The sequence below is a fragment of the uncultured Bifidobacterium sp. genome, from assembly GCF_959020155.1.
In the GTDB taxonomy this organism is placed as follows: domain Bacteria; phylum Actinomycetota; class Actinomycetes; order Actinomycetales; family Bifidobacteriaceae; genus Bifidobacterium.
In genome coordinates, this window is sequence record NZ_CAUERC010000004.1 from 80,536 (window position 1) to 102,761 (window position 22,226).

At 60.9% G+C, this 22,226-nt stretch carries 24 protein-coding genes and 1 tRNA gene; 3 read left to right on the forward strand and 22 right to left on the reverse strand.

Annotation, left to right across the window (positions count from 1 at the left end):
• Window positions 1-15: 15 nt before the first annotated feature.
• Window positions 16-1,434, forward strand: coding sequence for a DNA repair protein RadA (gene radA, locus Q5H31_RS02320; RefSeq protein ID WP_033499401.1), 1,419 nt, complete (start codon window positions 16-18; stop codon window positions 1,432-1,434).
• A gap of 130 nt (window positions 1,435-1,564) precedes the next feature.
• Here radA and Q5H31_RS02325 read toward each other — a convergent pair whose 3' ends face one another.
• The 5 genes from Q5H31_RS02325 to nusA form a co-directional block, all read right to left on the reverse strand.
• A complete protein-coding gene (locus Q5H31_RS02325) occupies window positions 1,565-2,794 on the reverse strand; it encodes a riboflavin kinase (RefSeq protein WP_039774807.1) in 1,230 nt (409 codons plus the stop codon).
• 69 nt (window positions 2,795-2,863) lie between these two features.
• A complete protein-coding gene (gene truB / locus Q5H31_RS02330; RefSeq protein ID WP_302457444.1) occupies window positions 2,864-3,934 on the reverse strand; it encodes a tRNA pseudouridine(55) synthase TruB in 1,071 nt (356 codons plus the stop codon).
• Window positions 3,918-4,421: a 30S ribosome-binding factor RbfA gene (rbfA, locus tag Q5H31_RS02335; protein WP_003808161.1), complete on the reverse strand. Its 504-nt coding sequence runs from the start codon at window positions 4,419-4,421 to the stop codon at window positions 3,918-3,920. The genes truB and rbfA overlap by 17 nt, the downstream gene beginning before the upstream one ends.
• A gap of 109 nt (window positions 4,422-4,530) precedes the next feature.
• On the reverse strand, window positions 4,531-7,326 hold the full coding sequence (infB, locus tag Q5H31_RS02340; RefSeq protein WP_302457445.1) for a translation initiation factor IF-2: 2,796 nt from the start codon (window positions 7,324-7,326) through the stop codon (window positions 4,531-4,533).
• Between the two features lie 213 nt (window positions 7,327-7,539).
• Window positions 7,540-8,592 carry a transcription termination factor NusA gene (gene nusA / locus Q5H31_RS02345; RefSeq protein ID WP_003808157.1) on the reverse strand — a complete coding sequence of 351 codons (1,053 nt, stop codon included), beginning with the start codon at window positions 8,590-8,592 and terminating at the stop codon, window positions 7,540-7,542.
• Window positions 8,593-8,774: 182 nt separating this feature from the next.
• On the opposite strand from nusA, the gene Q5H31_RS02350 reads away from it, so the two are divergent.
• Window positions 8,775-9,554: a hypothetical protein gene (locus Q5H31_RS02350; protein ID WP_113736370.1), complete on the forward strand. Its 780-nt coding sequence runs from the start codon at window positions 8,775-8,777 to the stop codon at window positions 9,552-9,554.
• A 120-nt stretch (window positions 9,555-9,674) separates the two neighbouring features.
• A tRNA-Ser gene (locus tag Q5H31_RS02355) sits at window positions 9,675-9,760 on the forward strand.
• A 100-nt stretch (window positions 9,761-9,860) separates the two neighbouring features.
• Here the strand turns inward: Q5H31_RS02355 and Q5H31_RS02360 are convergent.
• The 17 genes from Q5H31_RS02360 to rpsH all read right to left on the reverse strand — a co-directional run bounded on the left by Q5H31_RS02360 (window position 9,861) and on the right by rpsH (window position 22,208).
• Window positions 9,861-10,661 carry a transglutaminase family protein gene (locus Q5H31_RS02360; RefSeq protein WP_003808151.1) on the reverse strand — a complete coding sequence of 267 codons (801 nt, stop codon included), beginning with the start codon at window positions 10,659-10,661 and terminating at the stop codon, window positions 9,861-9,863.
• 104 nt (window positions 10,662-10,765) lie between these two features.
• Window positions 10,766-12,946 carry a circularly permuted type 2 ATP-grasp protein gene (locus Q5H31_RS02365; protein ID WP_117642761.1) on the reverse strand — a complete coding sequence of 727 codons (2,181 nt, stop codon included), beginning with the start codon at window positions 12,944-12,946 and terminating at the stop codon, window positions 10,766-10,768.
• Between the two features lie 176 nt (window positions 12,947-13,122).
• Entirely contained in the window at window positions 13,123-14,043 is a 921-nt protein-coding gene (gene truA, locus Q5H31_RS02370; protein ID WP_302457446.1) for a tRNA pseudouridine(38-40) synthase TruA, read from the reverse strand.
• Window positions 14,044-14,149: 106 nt separating this feature from the next.
• Window positions 14,150-14,617 (reverse strand): 50S ribosomal protein L17, encoded by a 468-nt coding sequence (gene rplQ, locus Q5H31_RS02375; RefSeq protein ID WP_011742830.1) that lies wholly within the window; start codon window positions 14,615-14,617, stop codon window positions 14,150-14,152.
• Between the two features lie 88 nt (window positions 14,618-14,705).
• Entirely contained in the window at window positions 14,706-15,704 is a 999-nt protein-coding gene (locus tag Q5H31_RS02380; protein WP_003835980.1) for a DNA-directed RNA polymerase subunit alpha, read from the reverse strand.
• Between the two features lie 80 nt (window positions 15,705-15,784).
• On the reverse strand, window positions 15,785-16,183 hold the full coding sequence (rpsK, locus tag Q5H31_RS02385) for a 30S ribosomal protein S11 (protein ID WP_003808141.1): 399 nt from the start codon (window positions 16,181-16,183) through the stop codon (window positions 15,785-15,787).
• Between the two features lie 84 nt (window positions 16,184-16,267).
• Window positions 16,268-16,645: a 30S ribosomal protein S13 gene (gene rpsM / locus Q5H31_RS02390; RefSeq protein ID WP_003808138.1), complete on the reverse strand. Its 378-nt coding sequence runs from the start codon at window positions 16,643-16,645 to the stop codon at window positions 16,268-16,270.
• Window positions 16,646-16,781: 136 nt separating this feature from the next.
• Window positions 16,782-16,895, reverse strand: a complete 114-nt coding sequence (rpmJ, locus tag Q5H31_RS02395) for a 50S ribosomal protein L36 (protein ID WP_003808136.1) — start codon at window positions 16,893-16,895, stop codon at window positions 16,782-16,784.
• Window positions 16,896-16,918: 23 nt separating this feature from the next.
• A complete protein-coding gene (infA, locus tag Q5H31_RS02400; RefSeq protein ID WP_003808114.1) occupies window positions 16,919-17,137 on the reverse strand; it encodes a translation initiation factor IF-1 in 219 nt (72 codons plus the stop codon).
• A 147-nt stretch (window positions 17,138-17,284) separates the two neighbouring features.
• Entirely contained in the window at window positions 17,285-17,845 is a 561-nt protein-coding gene (locus Q5H31_RS02405) for an adenylate kinase (RefSeq protein WP_003808063.1), read from the reverse strand.
• A 117-nt stretch (window positions 17,846-17,962) separates the two neighbouring features.
• On the reverse strand, window positions 17,963-19,300 hold the full coding sequence (secY, locus tag Q5H31_RS02410) for a preprotein translocase subunit SecY (RefSeq protein ID WP_187781490.1): 1,338 nt from the start codon (window positions 19,298-19,300) through the stop codon (window positions 17,963-17,965).
• A gap of 228 nt (window positions 19,301-19,528) precedes the next feature.
• Window positions 19,529-19,975 (reverse strand): 50S ribosomal protein L15, encoded by a 447-nt coding sequence (gene rplO / locus Q5H31_RS02415; protein WP_003808057.1) that lies wholly within the window; start codon window positions 19,973-19,975, stop codon window positions 19,529-19,531.
• A 2-nt stretch (window positions 19,976-19,977) separates the two neighbouring features.
• Entirely contained in the window at window positions 19,978-20,163 is a 186-nt protein-coding gene (gene rpmD / locus Q5H31_RS02420) for a 50S ribosomal protein L30 (protein ID WP_011742827.1), read from the reverse strand.
• Complete coding sequence (rpsE, locus tag Q5H31_RS02425; protein ID WP_187781489.1) at window positions 20,160-20,885, reverse strand: 30S ribosomal protein S5; 726 nt, start codon at window positions 20,883-20,885, stop codon at window positions 20,160-20,162. Before rpsE ends, rpmD begins: the two co-directional genes overlap by 4 nt.
• Window positions 20,882-21,253, reverse strand: a complete 372-nt coding sequence (gene rplR / locus Q5H31_RS02430; RefSeq protein ID WP_003808051.1) for a 50S ribosomal protein L18 — start codon at window positions 21,251-21,253, stop codon at window positions 20,882-20,884. Before rplR ends, rpsE begins: the two co-directional genes overlap by 4 nt.
• Window positions 21,253-21,792, reverse strand: coding sequence for a 50S ribosomal protein L6 (gene rplF / locus Q5H31_RS02435; protein WP_003808049.1), 540 nt, complete (start codon window positions 21,790-21,792; stop codon window positions 21,253-21,255). The genes rplR and rplF overlap by 1 nt, the downstream gene beginning before the upstream one ends.
• Before the next feature lie 17 nt (window positions 21,793-21,809).
• Window positions 21,810-22,208: a 30S ribosomal protein S8 gene (rpsH, locus tag Q5H31_RS02440; RefSeq protein WP_003808048.1), complete on the reverse strand. Its 399-nt coding sequence runs from the start codon at window positions 22,206-22,208 to the stop codon at window positions 21,810-21,812.
• Window positions 22,209-22,226: the final 18 nt, after the last annotated feature.

A 22,226-nucleotide genomic window follows, 5' to 3' on the forward strand; every position in this document is an offset into this window, starting at 1 on the left:
CGTATTGTCGGCGATATGGCAAAGACGTCCTCGCAATTCCTCTGTTCCGAATGCGGCTGGAGCGGCCCGAAGTGGCTCGGCCGCTGCCCCGAATGCGGTCAATGGGGCACCATTGAGGAATTCCATGAAGCCCGTCCCGCGGCAGGCTCGCGTACCGCGGCTCCGGGACGGACCTCGCGCACGCAATCGCATCCGGTCGCATCGTCCGCGGCGAGGCCGATCACCGACATAGGCACGGAGAACATCTCCAGAATCGCCACAGGATTTTCGGAATTCGACCGCGTGCTCGGCGGTGGCATCGTGCCGGGATCGGTCACGCTGATCGCAGGAGAGCCGGGCATCGGCAAATCGACATTGCTGCTGGAAACCGCCGGCAATGTGGCGAGGCTGACGGCGTTCGCCACCGAGCGCAATACCGTACTGTATATTTCCGGCGAGGAATCGCAGGCGCAGGTCCGCATGCGCGCGTCGCGCATCGGCGCCATGGAGCCGAATCTACTACTCGCCTCCACCACGGATCTGTCCACGGTGTTGGGGCTTATCGAACAGTTCAAGCCGGCGTTGGCCATCGTCGATTCGGCGCAGACCATCGTCTCGCAGGACGTCGATGGCATCTCCGGCGGATCCACGCAGGTGCGCGAAGTGGCGAGCGCGCTGATTGACACCGCCAAAACCCTTGATATCCCAGTGCTTTTGGTGGGTCATGTCACCAAGGATGGTTCGATCGCAGGTCCGCGTACGTTGGAGCATCTGGTGGATGTGGTCTGTCAGTTCGAAGGCGATGCCGAAACCGCGTTGCGTATGCTGCGTGCAGTGAAGAACCGTTTCGGACCGACCGATGAGGTCGGCTGTTTCGATATGAGCGGCGAGGGCATTGAGGAGGTGACCGATCCGTCCGGTCTGTTCCTATCAACCGGCAATGGTTCTGCGGCGACGCAGGTGGATGGCACGTGCGTGACGTTCACGTTGGATGGGCATCGCAGTCTGCCGATTGAAGTGCAGGCGCTGGTCACCAGGTCGGTGCTGCCGACGCCACGTCGTGCGGCGAACGGTGTGGACTCCAACCGTATCGCCATGCTGGTGGCGGTGTTATATCGTCACGGTGGCATCAATCTGCTGGCCAACGACCTGTACATTTCCACAATCGCCGGCGGTCAGGCGCGTGAGCCGGGTTGCGATCTGGCGATTGTGGCCGCGTTGGCGAGCGCTGCGAAATCGAAACCGATTCCCCGCACGACGTGCGCGATCGGCGAGATTTCGTTGACCGGACAGGTGCGTCCGGTGCCGAGACTGGAATATCGGCTTCGTGAGGCGGCGCGTCTTGGTTTCACCACCGCCGTTGTGCCGACGCTGCGCAAGAACGTCGCCGTGCCGGGAATGGGCGTGGTGCAGGCGGATACGTTGCAGGACGCGTTGGCCGCGATCCTGCGATAGGTCGCCGATGCCCCAACGGCATCGCCATCCGCATTTTGCAACCCAGGAAAGCCCGTTTGGGTAACAAAACACAGATGGCGTCAATGATTCGCGTCAATCGAACCAATCAAATCAATCGAACCGATCCGTCTCAAGCGGTGAGGCGCTTCGTCTCCTCGACGTTGCGTTTCAGCTCGACCACCAGATCGTCGGCCGAATCGAATTTGATCTGCGGGCGCAGGAATCCAGCGAATTCCACGCGCGCCTGATGGCCGTACAGGTCCAACCAGTCATCGGTGATGGCGTAGGCTTCCACCACGCGTTCGGCGTCACCGTCCTCGTTGAACGTCGGCTTGGTGCCGATGGAGATGGCCGCCGGCCAGCGGTGTGGCGACTGCATGGCCACGCGCGCGTTGACGGACGAAGCATCATACTGCTGCGATACGCCGTCGGCCGGCTTCTCCCCGGCTTCTTCGCCACCGTCGGCGGACTTCTCCCCCAAATCGACCAGCCAGCCGGCGTACACGCCGTCCACCGGCAGGTATCCGGCGACGTTCTCACTCAGATTAGCGGTCGGGAATCCGATGGTGCGGCCGCGTTCCTCGCCATGCACCACGGTGCCTTCCACGGCATGCGCGTGGCCGAGTATCGCGTCTGCGTCCTTGATACGGCCTTGGCTCAGCAGATAGCGCACATTGGTGGAGCTCCACGTGCGCACTTCCTTGGCCTGATGCTTCTTGCTCCATGCGCGTCGTTCGGCCTTGGAAGCCCCCTCCAGAGGGTCGGAAGGCTCGCCGGGTTCGGACGGCATCACCGGCTTCGCATTGACCGGCACTCGGGTCAGCCCCGGACCGAAATCGTCCACGACCTCCAGCTGGAACACGCCGGTGGCGAGCGCCAGATTCTCAATGGCCTTCACGTTTCCGGCGCGGTTCGCGCCCATGGCGGCGTCGGAGCCGAGCACCAGCGTGCGCATGCCGAGTTTGCCGACCATCTGGCCAAGGAAGAAGCGATATGATTTCGCGGCGAATGCCATGGTGTAGCGCACGATGAGCGTGTAGTCCACGCCGATGGCGTCGATGGCGCGCAGCCGTTCGTCCACACTGGTCAGCGCCTGCGTGTCAGGCGTGCCTGCGGGCGGTTCCTGACCGTCATGTTTGGCGGCGTAAGCGTGCACCAGCGCGGGACGCGGGTCGAACAGCACCACCACGGAGAACGCCTGCTCCTGTTCGGCGAGTTCGGCCACACGGCGGATGACCGCCTGATGTCCCTGATGCATGCCGTCGAATGAGCCGATGGTCACCACGGACTTCTTGTCGTTGCTCAGGGTCGGCCAATCCACCATGCCGCTGGCATCGGGGGTAAGCGTGATCGTCTTCATGTGTCCTTCTTTGCGTATTGTCCGTGTGTTTGTCGTGTTCGTATTGCGTGCCGGCCGGTCTTGATTGTTTCAGTTGAAGACCGCGACCGGCTTGGTCTCGCCACGTTTGGCGCGTTCCACGATCGCCACCAGATCGTTGGTTTCGGGAACGTACGCGGCCATGGTCGTATGGATGTCATGGGCGATTCTACGGCCGAACCGCAGGTCCGTCGCCTCATGTTCGGTGACGGGAAGCATGTCCATGGAAGCGGCCGCGCTGGCGACCAGGTCGAGTGCGTGGTCAATGGCATGCTCGGCATCGTCAAGCACCGCACGGTTGCGTGTCACTTCGATGCCTTCGCGGTTGGTGAAGGTTTTGGCTTCCGTATGGGCGGTCATGACGTTCGGCATGTCCACCGAGAAACGCCCGACGCGGATGCGGCGCAGCATGGTCAGATGGCCGCCGAGGCCGAGTTCGGAGCCCAGATCGCGGCCGAGTGCGCGGATGTAGGTGCCGGCCGAGCAGGTCACGGTCACGTCGAGTTCCATGACTGGCTGCATGTTTGGTTCGTTTTGCCCGTCGGTTTCGGCATGCCAGGATTCCTCCGGGGCGATTTCGATGGCATCGGCAAGCGGTGATCCCGCGCATGTGGTCGAAGCATAGCCGTATCGCACTGCCGAAACGCTGAATTCCGAGATGGTCACCGGACGGGCCTTGAGGTCCACATCCTTGCCTTCTCGGGCCAGATCATAGGCGCGCTGGCCGTTGATTTTGATGGCTGAATAGGAGTTCGGCACCTGCTCGATGCGCCCGGTGAAATGATGAGCGATGGCGTCTTCAACGGTCTGTCGTGAGGGGAATTCGGCGATAGTTCCCTCCCCCGGCAGCAGTTCGCCGTCGGCGTCGTCCGTGGTGGTGCGCTGGCCGAGTCTGATGGTGGCCAGGTAGGTTTTGTCGTGGTCGACGATGTAGTTGAGCAGACGTGTGGCGTTGCCGAAGCCGACCACCAGCACGCCGGTGGCCATCGGGTCGAGCGTGCCGGCATGGCCGACGCGTTTCATGTGCAGGGCGCCACGCACCGCCGCGACCACATCGTGGCTGGTGACGCCCTGCGGCTTGTCGATGACCAGCAGACCGGAGTTGTCAGGCTTCGTCGTCATCGTCCCAATCCTCGACCTCGACATCGTCATCATCGTCGAAGTCGTCATCATCGGGCTCGTCGTGCTTGTACGGATCGGCGTCGCCGGCGTATTGCGCGTTGGCGCGGGACTTGGCGAGTTCTTCGTCGCGCTTGTGTGCGAGCGCGAGGATGTCCTCGATCTCATGGGCCTCGCCCGGCACTTCGTCGAAGATGAATTCCAGTTGCGGGGTGAGTCGCAGTCCGGCCTTGGTGCCTACCAGGGAACGCAGGCGTCCTTTGGCCTGGTTCAGGGCCTGCTGCGCGCGGCGGCGTTCGCCCTGCTCGTGTCCTTCATGGCCGAGCTGGGTCCAGTAGACTTTCGCGATCTGCAGATCGTTGGTGACGCGCACTTCGGTGATGGTCACGTTGGCCAGTCGCTTGTCGTGCAGCTGCGCCTCCATGGACGATGCGATCACACGCTGAATCAACGCCGCGATGCGCGCGGCGCGGGGATTGGTTCCTGCCATTGCTGTCCTTTTGGTGAAAAGTTCTTGTTGTATCACGGAACGCCCGCAGTCGTGAACCGGCTGTGGGCGTTCCTTACCTGGTTATCGATACGAAGCTCGAAGCACTCAGCTACTTACGCTCGATTTCCTGCATTTCGAAGGTCTCGATGATATCGCCGATCTCGATGTCGTTGAAGGTGCCGAGGTTGATGCCAGCCTCGTAGCCTTCCTTGACGGAGTTGACGTCGTCCTTGAAACGACGCAGCGAGGAGATCTCGAGGTCGTTGACGGTGGCGATGCCGTTGCGCAGGATACGGCACTTCGTACCACGCTTGACTTCGCCGTCCTGAACCATGACGCCGGCGATGTTGCCGAACTTGGAGGAGCGGAAGATCTCGCGGATCTCGGAGTGGGAGGTGACGACCTCTTCGTATTCCGGCTTGAGCATGCCCTTGAGGGATGCTTCGATGTCCTCGATGGCCTTGTAGATGATCGAGTAGTACTTGATCTCCACACCTTCGCGTTCGGCCAGATCCGCCACCTGGCGGTTCGGACGGACGTTGAAGCCGATGATGACGGCCTTGTCGACGGTGGCCAGGTTGACGTCGTTCTGGGTGATGGCGCCGACGCCGCGGTGGATCACCTGGATGCCGACCTCGTCGGACACCTCGATCTTCATCAAGGAATCTTCCAGAGCCTCGACGGAACCGGAGGAATCGCCCTTGATGACGATGTTGAGCATATCCACCTCGGACTTGGCGAACTGCTCCTTGAGGCTTTCGAGGGAAACGACCTTGCGGCGCTTGGCCAGCTGGGCCGCACGCTCGGTGGCCTGACGCTTCTCGGCGATCTGACGTGCGGTACGGTCGTCGGAGGCCACCAGGAACAGGTCGCCTGCGGTCGGCACGGAGGTCAGACCCAGCACCTGCACCGGGGTGGACGGACCGGCTTCCTGCATGTGGTTGCCGTTTTCGTCGAGCATGGCGCGGACACGACCGTAGGAGGTGCCGGCAACGATGGCATCGCCGATGTGGAGGGTACCGGACTGCACCAGCACGGTAGCCACGGCGCCACGGCCCTTGTCAAGTCGGGCTTCGACGGTGGCGCCACGGGCGTCCATATCCGGGTTGGCGCGCAGGTCGAGCTCGGCGTCGGCAGTGAGCAGCACCGCTTCGAGCAGCTTGTCGACGTTGGTGCCCTGCTTCGCGGAGATGTCGACGAACATGGTGTTGCCGCCGTATTCTTCCGGAACCAGACCGTATTCGGTAAGCTGGCCGCGGACCTTGTCCGGGTTGGCGCCCGGCTTATCGATCTTGTTGACGGCCACCACGATCGGCACATGCGCGGCCTGGGCGTGGTTGATGGCTTCCACGGTCTGCGGCATGACGCCGTCGTCGGCGGCGACCACGAGGATCGCGACGTCGGTGAGTTCGGCGCCACGGGCACGCATTGCGGTGAAGGCTTCGTGGCCCGGGGTATCAAGGAACGTGATCTTGCGCGGCTCGCCCTCAAGGTTGACGGTCACCTGGTATGCGCCGATGCGCTGGGTGATGCCGCCGGCTTCGCCTTCGATGACGTTGGTGCGGCGGATGGTGTCGAGCAGTCGGGTCTTACCGTGGTCGACATGGCCCATGACGGTGACGACCGGCGGACGCGGCTTCAGATCCCTGTCCTCCTGCAGTTCCTCTTCGTCCAGGTTGATGTCGAACTGCTGCAGCAGCTCCTTGTCTTCCTCTTCGGCGGACACGATCTTGATGTTCCAGCCGATTTCCTCGCCGAGGATCTGGAACGTGGCCTCATCCAGGGACTGGGTGGCCGTGGCCATTTCACCAAGGTGGAACAGCACGGTGACCAGCGCCGCCGGATTGACGTTGATCTTCTCGGCCAGATCGGCGAGGGACGCGCCCTGACGCAGACGGACTTCCTGTCCGTTGCCGGTCGGAATGCGCACGCCGCCGATGACCGGAGCCTTCATCTCCTGGAATTCCTGACGCTTCGCCAGACGGTTCTTACGCGCCTTCGAGGACTTGCCTCCCTGACGTCCGAACGCGCCTGCAGCGCCGCCGCGGCCGCGGCCACCACGTGCCGGACCATTGCTCGGAGCGCTGTTGCCGCCCTGGAAACCGCCGCCATTGCCGCCGAAACGATTGCCGCCGCCGGCGGGACGCTGGCCGCCGCCCTGACCCGGACGATGCTGGCCCCACTGGCCCGGCTTCGCGCCGCCCTGACCCGGACGACCACGGAAGCCGCCACGCTGGCCGCCGCCCTGACCCGGACGGCCGCCACGACGTCCTTCGCCATTGTTGACGCTCGGACGGTTCATCGGATGCGGACGCGGAATATCACCCGGAGTCGGGGTGTGCATGCCCTGCTTGCGGCTGAACGGATTGTTGCCCGGGCGCGGTCCCGGGGTGTGCGGCTTCGCGCCGTTGGCGTTGTTGCCGCCCTGCGGGGCGTTGCCATGCTGGGGGCGAGCTCCCGGAACGGCCGTCGGGCGACCGGACTGGCGGCGGTCTCCACCCTGCGGACGCGGGGCGTTGCCGTTAGGACGATTGCCATGCTGGCGGGATTCGCCTGGACGCGGCGCGCGATGGCCCGGCTTCGGGGCATCGGACTTGGAAGCGGCATGACGCGGCTTCGGCGCTGCGGGGGCAGCCGGCTTCGGTGCTGACGGAGCGGCCGGCTTTGGCATGGAATGAGATGCCGGTTCGGCAGGCTTCTTGGCCGTATGGCCCGGCTTCTTGGAATCAGATGCGTTGCCCTGTCCGCTGGACGCGAATGCGTTCCTCAGCTTGCGTGCAACGGGAGGTTCAACGGTAGACGATGCGGACTTCACGAATTCGCCCATCGCCTCAAGTTTGCTTAAAACGGTTTTGCTGTCAACGCCAAGTTCCTTGGCAAGTTCATATACGCGTGCTTTCGGCACTCAATTTCTCCTATCTTGGGCCGCGCGCATACGAGCGCGACCGCTACTGATTCACGGCGAGCTTGTTCCTTCTCATCGTGCAACCATGTTCGTGATACCTCGTCTTTTCCCTGGGCATGACGGCATGGCCGTCACGCTTTGGATTGTCGAGTCCAGCATACTCAAGCCCGTGGATTGTACGTCCACGGGCTTGTTGTCTACCGGAAGTGTTGTTTATTCCTCGGTTTCCCCATCGGAATGGTCCGCCGATTCGGCCATCTTCTTGGCATGCGCCTCAGCGGATTCGATGCCGATCTTCCAGCCGGTCAGCTTGGCCGCAAGACGTGCGTTCTGGCCTTCCTTGCCGATAGCCAGGGACAGCTGGTCATCGTGGATGAAGGCGATGGCCGTCTTGTTCTTCTCGCTGATCACCTGCACACCGGTGGCGACGGCCGGAGACAGCGCCGCGGCGACGAATTTCGCCGGATCCGCGGACCAGTCGACGATATCGATTTTCTCAGGACCGAGGTTCTCCATGACGGCGCGCACTCGGGCTCCGCCGGGGCCGATCAGCGCGCCCTTCGGGTTGACGCCTTCGGTGTTGGCACGGACGGCGATCTTGGTGCGGGCGCCCGCCTCGCGGGCGATGGCCATAATCGACACGGCTCCCGAAACCAGTTCCGGAACCTCACGTTCGAACAGACGGCGGACCAGCTCCGGATGGGAACGGGACACCACGATTTCCGGGCCCTTCAGACCACGGGCCACGTTCACCACGTACACGCGGATACGTTCGCCGTGACGGTAGCGTTCGCCGGGCACCTGCTCGCGGCGCGGCAGCAGGGCTTCGACGTCGCCGACGGCCACGTGCACGTTGGATGTGTCCTTGACGTCCTGCTGCACGATGCCGGTGATGAGCTTGCCCTTCTGACCGGAGAACGCGCCGAACACCTTGTCATCCTCGGCCTTGCGGAACAGCTGGCTGATCACCTGACGAGCGGTCGCAGCGGCCAGTCGGCCGAAATCGTGCGGAGTGTCGTCGTATTCCTCGCCCAGAGTCGGCGCGGGATGGGGATCGTCTTCAGTCGGCTCGCCAGGAATCTCGTCCTGGGCCCATACGGTGAAGCTTCCCGCACGCGGATCAAGCTCGACGCGAGCGTGCTTCGCAGCGTGAGGGGTTTTCAGATATGCCAGTCGCAATGCTTCCGAGAGTGCGGCATCCAGCGTCTCGGGATCAATTCCCTGCCCAGCGGCGAGCTGGTGCATTCCTGCCAGGTCCAGTTCCATATTTCCAAGACCTCCTATATGAAGTTATTCCGAGCGCATGGCCCAATGGTCACAGTCAGATATTAGTCTAATGATTCATGCAGACACGTACCCCTTCTTTCCGCTCGGTTTCTTTTATCGCGAAACGCGTCTGCGCATTGCTTTGCACCGCTATCCTCATGCCGGCGCTGACGGCATGCTCCATGCCCAGGATCGCAGGCAGGGCTGAAGCCGAACAACGGCAAAGCCCGTGCGAGAAGGCCTATTTCGATGCCACCGCCGATAACAAGATCGCACACGACCAGCATCAGCACATCATCCGCCGCTATTTCTCGGCGCAGCAGGCGGTCTCCGCATGGACGAACACCGCGGCGCAATGTCCGGCGCGTTTTGCCGAAGGCACGTTGCGCAGCGCGCAGGCACGTCATATGGCTCGCGCACTGGGCGATCAACTGTCGGTGGCCGTCGCGCCGATCACGCTGTCGCGTTTTGACGATGTCGAATCGCTTGACGTCGATTCCAAGTCCCTTGCCACCGCCGCGCAGGACGAAGACCGTGCCGGATTCGCCATGGAAGTGCTGGCGGCCCGCAACAGCGGCCATGCGACGCTGGATATCAGCGATCGTCATAAGACCACATCGCAACGGTTCGCATCCTTCTCGGGCGCCATTGACGATCGTAGGAAAACGTACGAGGCCACCGCCTTGCTCGCCCACCCCGACACGATGCTCGATTCCGCCACCGGCCTTACGGCACCGACCGACGCCACCATCGAAATGAACTGCGCGCGAAGCGAGATAACGGCAATCGCCGGAAGCTCCAATGCCGCGAACGATCATTCCCAGTCACGCGTCACCAATGCAAAACAGTCGACGGATTCGCGAGCGCAATCCCTGGGCGTGCTTGCCGGTCTGATTGCGGACCGTGTCGAATTGGCGCTTGATTGGGGCTATCCTTCCTTCGACGAAGCGCTGTTCGCCTAAGGACGCACAGTCGGGCGCAAAGCAAGACACGCCGGAAATCACACCGTTGCAGCCAGTCCGATTTGACAATCGCCACCACTGTGGCACAATTATCAAGTTGCTTGTTTTCAGGTGACGAATGGATAAGTGTCCGAGCGGTCTAAGGAGCACGCCTCGAAAGCGTGTGAGGGCGAACCCCTCCGCGAGTTCGAATCTCGCCTTATCCGCATGCAATGAAGGTTGAAACAATGGCGTTTCGGCCTTTTTTGTTTATCTGCTTTGCATCTGCCGAAATACGGAATCCGGCATCGAGAAAACGTCGGGGAATCAGTATCCCTGCTCGTGCACGGAAGCGTTGACCCACTGGTCCTGCTTGACGTCGCAGCCGGAGAAGATGCCGATGTCGAGCATGCAGTCGCGGTAATCGCGGCCATGGGCGATGGTGATGTAGTTGTCGTCGACCATACGGTTGTGTGTGGGGTCCAAACCGACCCAACGTCCATCATGGTAGATTTCGACCCATGCGTGCGTGGCGCCCTCGCCGCCGAGCAATCCCGCGATGTATCGGGCAGTGAGTCCGACGTGCCGGCACACGGACAGCATGACGTGCGCGTAATCCTGGCATACGCCCTTGCGTTGAGCGAACGCTTCCTCGGCGGTGGTGCGGATGGTGGTGGAGGCCGGCGTGTAGACGAACGTTTTGAACACCTCGTCCATCACCTCACGGGCTTGGTCGATCGGCGTGCAGTCGGCAGGCAGGGACGCGATGCGTTCACGGCAGATGCCGATCAACGCTTCGATGGCCGGCCCCGGCACTGTCAACGCCGAATTGAAGCGGTACAGCGGCTTGTAGATTTCGGATTTGATATGCGCGTTGTCCACGAAGGCGATGCCGGTCACCGAGTAGTTGAACATGGTGTGCGGTTCGGGAATGAATCCGGTCATCACCACGGAATCGAAGGAATCGATGGTGGTTTCGAGTTCCACATCCGGTTCGATTTTGACTGCCACGTCGATCACCTGCTGGCGTGGGCCGGTGGCTGGAATGCAGCGCAGTTGGAAGCGATGGTCGGTCACGGGCGAGCTGAATGAGAGCTTCATCTCATAGTCAAACACCAGTTTCTTCACATCGTCTCCTCAGCGATTATTGTCGTTCCTTCGGCGTTTTCCACGCCGTGGGCCTTGTTCTAGCCGTTATACACGCACCGTGCGATGGCTGTGGCACGTATTCTTCACAGTCGCGCGGCGTCCATGTCCATCGTGTTGAGCATGCCCAGATCCTTCAGATCCTTCGTGGAGATGCGCCCATCGAAATCTTTCAGCAGCATCCCCAGTTTTTCCGCAAGCTCCGCATATCCCCGCTGCGGCAGCTGGCCGACCAGCCAGCGCAATCCTTCGGCGAAGCATTGCGGTACCGGCAGACCGTTCAACGGCAGGATGTAGCTGCCCAGTTTGGCGAGCGGCGCCTTGAGCTCTTCCACGGAATATCCGAATCGTGTGTACAGATCCAGACGTTCCAGATATTTGCCCACGAAAATGAACGATTTCAGAGTCGGTTCGACGGGGGAATTCTCCACACCTCCCCAGAAAGCGAGCATGTTGTCCGCGATGTCGCGGTGTTTGAAGATGTCCGCGTCCGTGCCGCCGTATTCGGATGCCTCCACTATGGAGCTCATGGCCAACTCCACCTGCTGCAACGAGCGAGAACCAAGTTCGGGGCGCAGAATCACCGCGTTGTTGAACGCGTAGACGATGGCGCTGCGTACGGAATCCGGATTCTTCTCGTCGTACAGGAAGCTGTGGATGAACGCGTCGAAATCCTCGAAATCCTCCGGCAGGTCGAGCGCGCGGGCGAACGGTCGGAACGCGTCCACATCCGTGTCCATCACACGGTCGTAGAAGGGGAAGAATTGGCTCAGCGTGGTGAATACGCGTTCCGTGTAGCGGCCGAGCCAGAACAGGTTGTCGGCCTTCGACGCGGTGACGAGTGCCAGCGAGTGCTTGCGGGACTGTTCCAGCACGCGCACGACCTCCGAGCCGGGTGCGTAATCATGCTCCACGCCGGTCTCTTTGGCCAGTACCCAGGTGTCCTTGAAACCGCCGCCCTGTGATGAGTTGACGATCATCTGGCCCGGTATGGACGAGTAGCGTGTCAGTCCCGAATACCATACGTGCGTGTTCTTGCCGGTCACCACGAAGGCGCGCAGGTCGCATTTACGTGGGCTCATCTGTCCGGTTTCGGGGTCCACCACGTCGATGTCCTTGAATTGGATGACCTCCTGCGCGATGAACCGGCGCGGTTCGGCCTTGATGCGTTCGGCCAGTTCCTCTCGCCGCGACCGGTCGAGCGACGAGCCGAACACGACGCCGTAGCCGCCCGCTTCCGCCACATCCTTGATGACCAGTTCGCCGAGCCGGTCGAGTACTTCCTTGCGGTCCTTGTCGAACATCGGCATGTAGGTCGGCGCATTGTGCAGAATCGGCTCTTCGCCGAGATAATAGCGGATCATGTTCGGCACGAAATAGTAGATGGCCTTGTCGTCGGCCGCGCCGTTGCCCGGAGCGTTGACGATCGCCACATTGCCCGACCTGTAGGCGGATAGGATTCCCGGCACGCCGATCACGGAATCCGGGTTGAATGCGAACGGGTCGAGATATTCGTCGGACAGACGGCGGTAGACCACGCCGACGCGGTGTTTCCTGCCGGCATAGTCGAGGAAGTACACTTTGTTGTCCACGACTTCGAGGTCTTCGGGGAACGCGAGCGCCGCGCCGGTTTTCTCGGCCAGGTATGCATGTTCGAAGAACGCGGAATTGTACCTGCCGGGGGTGAGCACCACTGCTATGCCGTCGGTGGAGACGAAATCCATGGATTGGCGCAGCAGTCGTGGATAATCGCGATTGTCGCGCACACGTACGTTGCGGAACAGGCTGGGCGTGATTCTGCGTTCGATATCGCGGGCGAACAGCGGATAGCTGGCACCGGATGGAATGCGCAGATTGTCTTCCAGCACCCACCATTGCCCGTCCTGCCCCTGCACCAGGTCCTCGCCGGCGATGTGCGCGAACACGCCGCCCGGAGGTGTCACGCCGTTGACTTGCGGAAAGTATCCCGCGGACGTGTACACGTATTCTTCCGGCACGATGCCGTCCTTGATGGCCTGCTTGTCGGAGTAGATGTCGCGCAGGTAGGCGTTCAACGCGTTGACGCGCTGTTTCAGTCCGGCTTCCATTCTGTCGAATTCGTCCGATTCGATGATGCGCGGAATCGGATCGTACGGAAACAGCCGGTCATGGTACTCGCCGTTCTTGTAGATGCCGAACCGTACGCCATTACGGCTCAGCTCCCGGTTGATCGACTCCCGACGATCGACCAGTTCCGAAGCCAACCTTCGTGCGGCGGATTCAATCATCGTTCCACGCTCCCTTCCACCCCATGCGAACGCATGCCAATCTGAGGCATCGCGCCTTGATGGAAGAAAAACCTAACGAACCAGCGTTTCCGGGAAACGAAACGGTCTGTTACGACAATGTCTCGGCAATGGACATGACAAGCGCCCGTAACCTGGCTGTGACAATCGCAATAAAGCTACAGTGTGCGCTTGGCGCGAATGGCTTCGGCGCGGACCGCCAGCTGGTCGTCGGCCGGATATTCGATATGCTCCAGCGTCAGTCCTTGCGGCGCGATCGGTCCTGTGGAGCCTTCGCGCAGCGGAGCCGCCATTTTTCCTGCAAACCAGTCGAGGGAACGTTTGCCGATACCGACCTGCACGCAGCCGTTGACGAGGGAGCGCACCATATTGCGTGCAAACGCGTCGGCGACGATCACGAAGCAGACGAGGCCCGATTCCACGGTCGGCGTACGGTACCGCTCCCCCATCGTCATGCCGTCGTCGATAAGCGTCCGCTGCGGCACGCGACGCCAATACGCGGTCTTCACCTCGCGTATGGTGGTGCCGCCCGGATTTGGGGTGGCGAACGAGCCGAAATCGTGCAGGCCGATCGTCATCGCAGCGGCTTCGTTCATGGATTTGAGGTCAAGTTCATCGTCGATATGCAATACGAAGTTTCTGGTACGGGGGTCCACCTCGCTTGACCTATCGGCGATTCGGTACACGTAGGTACGTTCCAACGCGGAGAAACGCGCGTCGAAACCGTTCGGAGCGGGTGCGATGCCGCGGATTGCGATATCGGCCGGCAGCATGCGCTGAAGTCTGCGGGTAAGCGCGATGACGGGCGGCACGTCCATGTGGCCGACGCAGCGTTTGAGCACGTCCTCGTTGACGTCCAGATGGCATACCTGATGCGAGGCGTGCACGCCGGTGTCGGTTCGTCCGGCCACGGTAAGGCGCAGCGGTTCGGTCGGGTCTCCTTCCGGTACGCGAAGAATGGTATGCAGCACGCGTTCGATTTCGCCCTGTACCGTACGTATTTCGGGCTGTTTCGCCCATCCGTAGAAGCCGGTACCGTCATATGCCAAATCGATGCGTAGTCTCACGGCATCGAGCATAGCAAATGGCTGGCATAGTGAGGCATGTGGCACGACAGTCTTGGCAGCAGATATGACAAAGGCCGGGAACCTTGCGATTCCCGGCCTTCAATCAGCTAAGAGCGATTCACTCGGCGTTCTCAGCGGTAGCCTCTTCAGCGGCGGCTTCCGGAGCCTCGGCAGCGGCAACCTTGGTTGCGGCTTCGGCTTCCTTCACCACGGCCTGCTTCGGGCTCACCGGCTCGGTGACGAGCTCGATGATGGCTGCCGGAGCGGCATCGCCGCGACGCGGAGCGATCTTGACGATGCGGGTGTAGCCGCCTTCGCGCTGCTCCATCTGCTCGGCGATCTCGGTGAACAGCTTGTGCACGACGGACTTGTTGCGGATGACGCGCATCACGCGACGACGGTTGTGCAGATCACCACGCTTGGCGAGCGTGATCAGACGCTCGGCCAGCGGACGAAGACGCTTGGCCTTCGGCAGGGTGGTGGTGATGCGGCCGTTCTGGAACAGGCTGGTGGCCATGTTCGCGAGCATAAGACGCTCATGAGCCGGGCTGGAGGCCAGACGCGGACCCTTCTTTGGTGTAGGCATTGTTTCTCCTTGAAAGCCCCGTTGGATTCAGGTGGGCAGTTGCCCGAACGTCCGAATCCAACGAAGCGGTTAGGTCAAAAGTGGCGGATCACTCGTCTTCCGGCGAGAAGAAGGTGCCACCTTCGAGATTATTGGTATCGAAGTTACCCAGCGGGGAAGCCTTGAGGGCGAGTCCCAGAGACTGGAGCTTCTCCTTGACTTCATCGATGGACTTCATACCGAAATTGCGGATATCGAGCAGATCCTGCTCGGTGTGGGCGACCAGCTCGCCGATCGTGTGGATGCCCTCGCGCTTCAGGCAGTTGTAGCTGCGCTGGGTGAGGTTGAGATCCTCGATCGGAACGGCCATCTCCGGGTTGGTTTCCTCTGCCACCGGGGCAGGTCCAACCTCGACGCCCTCAGCCTGGGTGTTGAGCTCGCGGCACAGGCCGAAGAGTTCCACCAAGGTGGAGCCTGCGGATGCGACAGCATCACGCGGGGAGATTGCCGGCTTGGTCTCCACGTCCAGGATGAGCTTGTCGAAGTCAGTGCGCTGTTCAACGCGGGTGGCTTCCACACGATAGCTCACCTTGAGCACCGGGGAGTAGATCGAGTCGACCGGAATGCGGCCGATCTCGGCGTTATCCTGCTTGTTCATCTGGGCGGGCACATAGCCGCGGCCACGCTCGACGGTGAACTCGATCTCGAGTTCGCCATCCTCGGCGAGGGTAGCGATATGCATGTCCGGGTTGGCGATGGTGACGCCGGCCGGCGGGGTGATGTCGCCCGCGGTGGCCTCGCCCTTGCCGCTCTTGCGCAGATACATGACAACCGGCTCATCGTATTCGCTGGTGAGCACGATGCCCTTGATGTTCAGCAGGATCTCGGTAACGTCCTCTTCAACACCCGGCAGAGTGGTGAACTCATGCGGGACGCCGGAGATACGCACCGAAGTCACAGCCGCTCCAGGAATGGAGCTCAGGAGGGTACGGCGCAGCGAGTTGCCAAGCGTGTAGCCGAAACCAGGCTCAAGAGGCTCGATGGTGAAGCGGGAACGCTGAGGGTTGAGAGATTCCTCGGTAAGTGTCGGACGCTGTGCGATAAGCACTGTGGTTATCCTTTCAGCTTCAGGCCGGTGGTGCACTCACCGGCCATAAGCGGCGTTGGATTGATGATTTCTTCTAGTGCTCAGACGCGACGGCGCTTCGGAGGACGAACGCCGTTGTGTGCCTGCGGGGTGACGTCGGTGATGGAACCGACTTCGAGTCCGGCGGACTGCAGGGAACGGATGGCGGTTTCACGACCGGAACCCGGGCCCTTCACGAACACGTCGACCTTCTTGAGGCCGTGCTCCATAGCCTTGCGGGCTGCGGATTCGGCGGCCATGCCAGCGGCGTACGGCGTGGACTTACGGGAGCCCTTGAAGCCGACATCGCCACCGGACGCCCAGGACACAACTGCGCCGGACGGGTCGGTGATCGAAATGATGGTGTTGTTGAAAGTGGACTTGATGTGCGCCTGCCCAACCGGGACCGACTTGCGGTCGCGGCGACGCGGCTTGCGCGCGGCTTGCTTTTGAGCTGCCATTGACCCTCGTTTCCTAATAACGAATTTGCTTTGTTGTTCAGGCGATGAAACTTACGTCTCGTGGTCTGAACTGACAGCCACCTATTACTTGGTGGCCTTCTTCTTTCCGGCGACCGTGCGCTTCGGGCCCTTGCGGGTACGAGCATTGGTCTTGGTGCGCTGACCGCGCACAGGAAGTCCCTTACGGTGACGCTGGCCTTGGTAGCAGTTGATCTGAATCTTACGACGGATATCCGCATCGATTTCACGACGCAGATCGCCCTCGATCTTGTAGTTACCCTCGAGGTAGTCACGCAGCGTAATCAGCTGCTCATCCGTCAGATCCTTGACGCGAATGTCCGGGTTGATACCGGTCGCGGCAAGCGTTTCCTTGGCACGAGTGCGACCCACACCAAAGATGTAGGTGAGGGCGATCTCGATGCGCTTCTCATTGGGGATGTCGACTCCGGCAAGACGTGCCATTGCGATTCCTTCTGTTTTCCGCAGGTCTTGCACCGAGTCGTCCGGTTTCCCGGCCCGGGCCTGCGTACCCGGGGTTCATACCGCTTGCGCGATCTGTGACTCAGCGCCTGTACTTATTATGCCGCTGGATCTGCTCTCAGCCCTGACGCTGCTTGTGGCGCGGGTTGACGCAGATCACCATGACGCGGCCGTGACGACGGATCACGCGGCAGTTCTCGCAGATCCTCTTCACACTAGGGCTGACCTTCATGGTTTTCCTTTGCTTGTGTACCTTTACTTGTAACGGTACGTAATACGGCCGCGGTTCAGATCGTAGGGGCTCATCTCCAGCACAACACGATCCTGCGGCAGGATGCGGATGTAGTTCTTCCTCATCTTGCCCGAAATGGTTGCGAGCACGATATGCTTGTTTTCGAGTTCAACACGAAACATCGCGTTCGGCAGTGCTTCCACTACCTGTCCTTCGACTTCAATCACACCGTCTTTAGCCATGAGCCTCGTTCCGTTCCTTGGCGATTACTATGCGTGCCCGAAGACACACCAACTTGCAAGAATACACGAAAGCGGGAATCAAGACACGTTCGGCGTGTCGCGATTCCCGCTTTCGTTGGAAATATGTTATTCTGCTTGGTTTTTCCTTCAGCCAAGCTCCGCCACGATGGTGGCCTGGATCTCGTCGACGGCGCCGACGCCATTGAACGTCTTGAGCAGGCCGCGCTTCTGGTAGATGTCCAGCAGCGGCGCGGTCTCCTTGGCGTACACGTCAAGACGCTTGGCGATGGCTTCAGGGGTGTCGTCGGAGCGGCCTTCGATTTCGGCGCGCTTCTTCATACGCTCCATGAGCACGTCGTGATCTGCATCCAGTGCGACGACCGCGTCAAGCGGGGTGTCCAGTTCGCCCAGGATGGCGTCGAGAGCCTCGACCTGGGAGGCGTTGCGCGGATAGCCATCGAGAATCCAGCCGTTCTTGGCGTCGTCCATGGCCAGACGGTCCTTGACGATCTTGTTGGTCAGCTCGTCCGGCACAAGCTCGCCCTTGTCGATGTACTTGAGCGCTTCGACGCCGAGCTCGGTCTTGTTCTTGATGTTGTAGCGGAAGATATCGCCGGTGGAGATCGCCGGGATTCCGTAGTGCTCGCTCAGCAGAGCGGCCTGGGTGCCCTTGCCTACGCCCTGCGGGCCCATGATCAGCAGTCGCATGTGTTGTTCTCCGTTTCGTTCATTCCCCTCAACGGGGATTTTCGGATGATGGATTACTTAACATAAAAATCGTGATACCGCTCCCGATCAACGGAAACGACATCACGATTCAAGTGGTTACTTACCTTCCTTGTGATCGGTGTCCTCGAACAGGAAGCCAGCGTACTGGAACTGTTCGGTCTGGGCCTTGGCCTGGCGCAGGGTGTCGAGGCCGACGCCTGCGATGATCAGGATGGTGGTGCCGCCGAACGGCAGCTTGGTGTTCAGGTTCAGCGCCATGATGAGCACCGTCGGGATAAGCGCCACGAACAGCAGGTAGACGGCGCCGACCGTGTTCAGACGGTTCATCACGTAGCTCAGGTAGTTGCTGGTGGCGCTTCCCGCGCGGATGCCCGGAATGAAGCCGCCGTACTGCTTCATGTTGTCGGCGGTCTCGTCCGGGTTGAAGGTGATCTCCGTGTAGAAGAAGCAGAAGAACACGATCATCAGCGTGTACAGTGCGATGTACCACACGGATGTGGTGTTGGCCAGGTTGGAGTTGATCCACTTGACCCAGGACTGGTCGGAATTGCCGAACTGCGCGATCAGCGTCGGCACGGCCAGGATGGAGGATGCGAAAATCGGCGGGATGACGCCGCTCATGTTGATCTTCAGCGGCAGGTAGGTGGAGGAGCCACCGTACATCTTGCGGCCGATCATACGGCGGGTGTACTGCACCGGAATACGACGCTGGGCAAGCTCGACGTAGATGACAAGAATCATGATGACCAGCAGGGTGCCGACGACCGCGGCGAACTTGCCCCAATTGCCATCGGTGCCGTTGGTGCCCCAGCCGATCTCCCACAGTTGCGGCAGGAAGCCGGAGCAGATGGACATGAAGATAAGGATGGACATACCCTGGCCGAGGCCCTTATCGGTGACCAATTCGGCCATCCACATGATGAGGCCGGTGCCGCCGGTCATGATGAGCACCATGACCACAAGGTTCCACACGGAACCGTCCGGAACAACCTGAGAGCACTGGTAGTTGAACAGCGCGCCGGAACGTGCGGTCACCAGGATGGTGGTGGACTGCAGCACGGCAAGGCCGATGGTCAGGTAACGGGTGTACTGGGTCAGCTTGGCTTCGCCGGACTGGCCTTCCTTGTGCAGTGCCTCGAAACGAGGGATGACCACACGCAGCAGCTGGATGACGATCGATGCGGTGATGTACGGCATGACGCCCAATGCGAAAATCGACAGCTGCAGCATGGCGCCGCCGGAGAAGAGGTTCACCAGACCGATAAAGTTCTCAGAAGCGTTGTTCATCTTGCCGACGCACTGCTGGACGACGGTGAAATCGACGCCAGGGGTCGGGATGAATGAACCGATACGATAAATGATGATGATACCAAGGGTGAAGAGGATTTTATTCCTCAATTCCTTGGTCTTCAAGGCCTGGATTAACGTCCTCACCTGGGGTTCCTTCCATCGTCGTGCGCACCTGCGCACACGTGCAAAAACAGACTCTAACGCTCGAGTCTAGCGTACGGCGTCTACCGATATGGCGTTTTCGTCATTATTCGTCTGTTTTTTGTTTTTCCATGCATGATTGCATTTTGACTGCAAACGAATGAGGCTTCCCCCGCCCTAAAGCGAGGGAAGCCTCATGTCTGAGCTTCAGTCAGCTACATTCCGTTGGAATCAGTCCTCGGAAATGGAGCCGCCAGCAGCCTCGATCTTGGACTTGGCGGAAGCGGAAGCCTTGACACCCTTGAGAGTGTAGGCAGCCGAAACCTCGCCGTCGCCCAGGACCTTGACCGGGAAGCCGTTGCGGACGGCACCCTTGGCAACCAGATCAGCCACGGTGATCTCGCCGCCCTGCGGGAACAGTTCCGCAAGAACAGCCACGTTGACGACCTGGTATTCCTTCTTGAACGGGTTCTTGAAGCCACGCAGCTTCGGAAGGCGCATGTACAGCGGCAGCTGGCCACCTTCGAAGCCCGGACGAACCTGATAGCGCTTCTTGGTGCCCTTGTCGCCACGGCCCGAGGTCTTACCCTTGGAGCCTTCACCACGGCCAACGCGGATACGATCCTTGTTGGCACCCGGAGCCGGCTTCAGGTCATGCATCTGCAGAATGTCTGCCATAATCAGTCAGCCTCCTCGACGGTGATCAGGTGACGGAGGACCTGCAGCTGGCCACGAAGGGCCGGAGTGTCCTCACGAGTCACGGTCTTGCCGATCTTGTTCAGGCCCAGAGTCTGAGCCGCAGCACGCTGCTTCGGAGTGGAATTCACCAGACCGTGGTGCAGCTTGATGTTCAGGTTAGTCATCACTCACCGTCCTTCTGAGCAGCCTTGGCCTGAGCCTCTTCACGAGCCTTGCGGGCCTCGGCGATGCCTTCGGCGCGAGCACGCAGCAGCGCGTCCGGAGCCACCTCTTCGAGAGACATGCCACGACGTGCGGCAATCTCTTCCGGCTCTTCGAGCTTCTTGAGGGCGTCGACGGTTGCGCGCACCACGTTGACGGCGGTGGCGGAGCCCATCGACTTGGTCAGGACGTCGGTGATGCCAGCGCATTCCATGACGGCGCGGACTGCACCGCCGGCGATAACGCCGGTACCCGGAGCAGCCGGGCGCAGCAGCACGGTGCCAGCGGCATCGTGGCCGATCACCGGGTGGGTGACGGTGCCCTTGATGCGCGGCACGGTGAACATGTGCTTCTTGGCATCCAGCTGGCCCTTGGCGATTGCAGCCGGGACCTCACGGGACTTGCCGTAGCCAACACCGACGGTGCCCTTGCCGTCGCCAACCACCACGAGGGCGGCGAAGCTGAACGTACGACCACCCTTGTGGGTCTTGGACACACGGTTGATGGTCACCACGCGATCGAGCATCTCGTTCTCGTGAGATTCCTCACGACGGTTGCGACGCTCGCCACGACGACCCTCACCGCGCTGGCCACGACGGGACTTGCGGTCCTCGTTGTTGGACTCAGCGGTAGCCTGAGTGTTCTGAGTTTCTTCAGCCACTTGGGTTTCCTTTTCGTTGTCGCTCACAGTGCCAGACCTCCCTCGCGGGCGCCTTCAGCGACAGCTGCGACGCGGCCATGATACTTGTTGCCGCCACGATCGAACACGACCGCGGTAATGCCAGCGTCCTGAGCCTTCTTGGCGATCAGTTCGCCGACCTTCTTGGCGGCTTCGGTCTTGGTGCCCTCGAAACCGGCGAAATCGCTGGTCAGAGTGGATTCGCTCACCAGGGTGACACCCTTGGTGTCATCGATGATCTGGGCAACCATGTGACGGTTGGAACGGGTAACCACCAGACGCGGAAGCTCCGGGGTACCGCTGATGTGCTTGCGCAGACGAGCGTGACGGCGCTTAAGCGCGACCTTCTTGCCCTTACCGAGAATCTGGACGCTCATTACTTACCAGCCTTTCCAGCCTTGCGCAGAATGTGCTCATCCGCGTACTTGATGCCCTTGCCCTTGTAGGGTTCCGGAGCACGAAGCTTACGAATGTTAGCGGCGCACTGGCCAACAGCCTGCTTGTCGATGCCCTTGACGATCACCTGGTTCGGGTTCGGCAGTTCGAATTCGATACCTGCCGGCGGCTCGACGGTGATGGTGTGGGAATAGCCGAGGGAGAACTCAATGCCCTTGCCCTTCATCTGGGCGCGGTAACCGGTACCGACGATCTCCAGAGTCTTGGCATAACCCTCGTGCACGCCCTTGACCATGCCCGCCACGATGGAGCGAGCCAGGCCGTGCTTTGCACGGGTCGGACGCAGGTCATCAGCCGGGGTGAGGACAACTTCGTTGCCTTCGACCACTGCGGTGATGCCTTCAGGAATCTCGTAGGAGTCAGTGCCCTTAGCGCCCTTGGCGGTAAAGGACTGACCGTCGATCTTGACTTCCACGCCAGCCGGAATGGTGACGGGGAGCTTACCAATATGCGATGCCATGTTTCAGCTCTCCTTTCTCACCAAACGAAAGCGACGATCTCGCCGCCGATGCCTCGGTCGAGGCATTCCTTCTGGGTCAGCAGTCCCGAGCTAGTCGAGATGATTGCGATGCCAAGGCCACCGAGCGGCATCGGCAGAGCATCGGACTTTGCGTAACGACGCAGGCCCGGCTTGGAGATGCGCTTGATGCCCTGGATGGAACGCTCGCCGTTCGGACCGTACTTGAGGGTGACCTCGAGAGTCTGGCCGACCTTGGCTTCCTTGGCGGTGAAGTCCTTGATGTAGCCTTCACGCTTCAGGATCTCGGCGATGTTCGCCTTGAACTTGGAGTACGGCATATCCACGGTCTCGTGCTTTGCCGCGCTCGCATTACGCAGACGCGTAAGCATGTCTGCGATCGGATCTGTCATTGTCATTTGGGCTTATTGCCCTTT

What these genes read in the sequence shown, in the direction of transcription:
- radA (WP_033499401.1), top strand. Translation starts at nt 16, where the DNA reads ATGGCAAAGACGTCCTCGCAATTCCTCTGTTCCGAATGCGGCTGGAGC.
- Q5H31_RS02325 (WP_039774807.1), bottom strand. Translation starts at nt 2,794, where the DNA reads ATGAAGACGATCACGCTTACCCCCGATGCCAGCGGCATGGTGGATTGG.
- truB (WP_302457444.1), bottom strand. Translation starts at nt 3,934, where the DNA reads ATGACGACGAAGCCTGACAACTCCGGTCTGCTGGTCATCGACAAGCCG.
- rbfA (WP_003808161.1), bottom strand. Translation starts at nt 4,421, where the DNA reads ATGGCAGGAACCAATCCCCGCGCCGCGCGCATCGCGGCGTTGATTCAG.
- nusA (WP_003808157.1), bottom strand. Translation starts at nt 8,592, where the DNA reads ATGGAACTGGACCTGGCAGGAATGCACCAGCTCGCCGCTGGGCAGGGA.
- Q5H31_RS02350 (WP_113736370.1), top strand. Translation starts at nt 8,775, where the DNA reads ATGCCCAGGATCGCAGGCAGGGCTGAAGCCGAACAACGGCAAAGCCCG.
- Q5H31_RS02365 (WP_117642761.1), bottom strand. Translation starts at nt 12,946, where the DNA reads ATGATTGAATCCGCCGCACGAAGGTTGGCTTCGGAACTGGTCGATCGT.
- truA (WP_302457446.1), bottom strand. Translation starts at nt 14,043, where the DNA reads ATGCTCGATGCCGTGAGACTACGCATCGATTTGGCATATGACGGTACC.
- rplQ (WP_011742830.1), bottom strand. Translation starts at nt 14,617, where the DNA reads ATGCCTACACCAAAGAAGGGTCCGCGTCTGGCCTCCAGCCCGGCTCAT.
- rpsK (WP_003808141.1), bottom strand. Translation starts at nt 16,183, where the DNA reads ATGGCAGCTCAAAAGCAAGCCGCGCGCAAGCCGCGTCGCCGCGACCGC.
- rpsM (WP_003808138.1), bottom strand. Translation starts at nt 16,645, where the DNA reads ATGGCACGTCTTGCCGGAGTCGACATCCCCAATGAGAAGCGCATCGAG.
- rpmJ (WP_003808136.1), bottom strand. Translation starts at nt 16,895, where the DNA reads ATGAAGGTCAGCCCTAGTGTGAAGAGGATCTGCGAGAACTGCCGCGTG.
- infA (WP_003808114.1), bottom strand. Translation starts at nt 17,137, where the DNA reads ATGGCTAAAGACGGTGTGATTGAAGTCGAAGGACAGGTAGTGGAAGCA.
- Q5H31_RS02405 (WP_003808063.1), bottom strand. Translation starts at nt 17,845, where the DNA reads ATGCGACTGCTGATCATGGGCCCGCAGGGCGTAGGCAAGGGCACCCAG.
- rplO (WP_003808057.1), bottom strand. Translation starts at nt 19,975, where the DNA reads ATGGCAGACATTCTGCAGATGCATGACCTGAAGCCGGCTCCGGGTGCC.
- rplR (WP_003808051.1), bottom strand. Translation starts at nt 21,253, where the DNA reads ATGAGCGTCCAGATTCTCGGTAAGGGCAAGAAGGTCGCGCTTAAGCGC.
- rplF (WP_003808049.1), bottom strand. Translation starts at nt 21,792, where the DNA reads ATGGCATCGCATATTGGTAAGCTCCCCGTCACCATTCCGGCTGGCGTG.
- rpsH (WP_003808048.1), bottom strand. Translation starts at nt 22,208, where the DNA reads ATGACAATGACAGATCCGATCGCAGACATGCTTACGCGTCTGCGTAAT.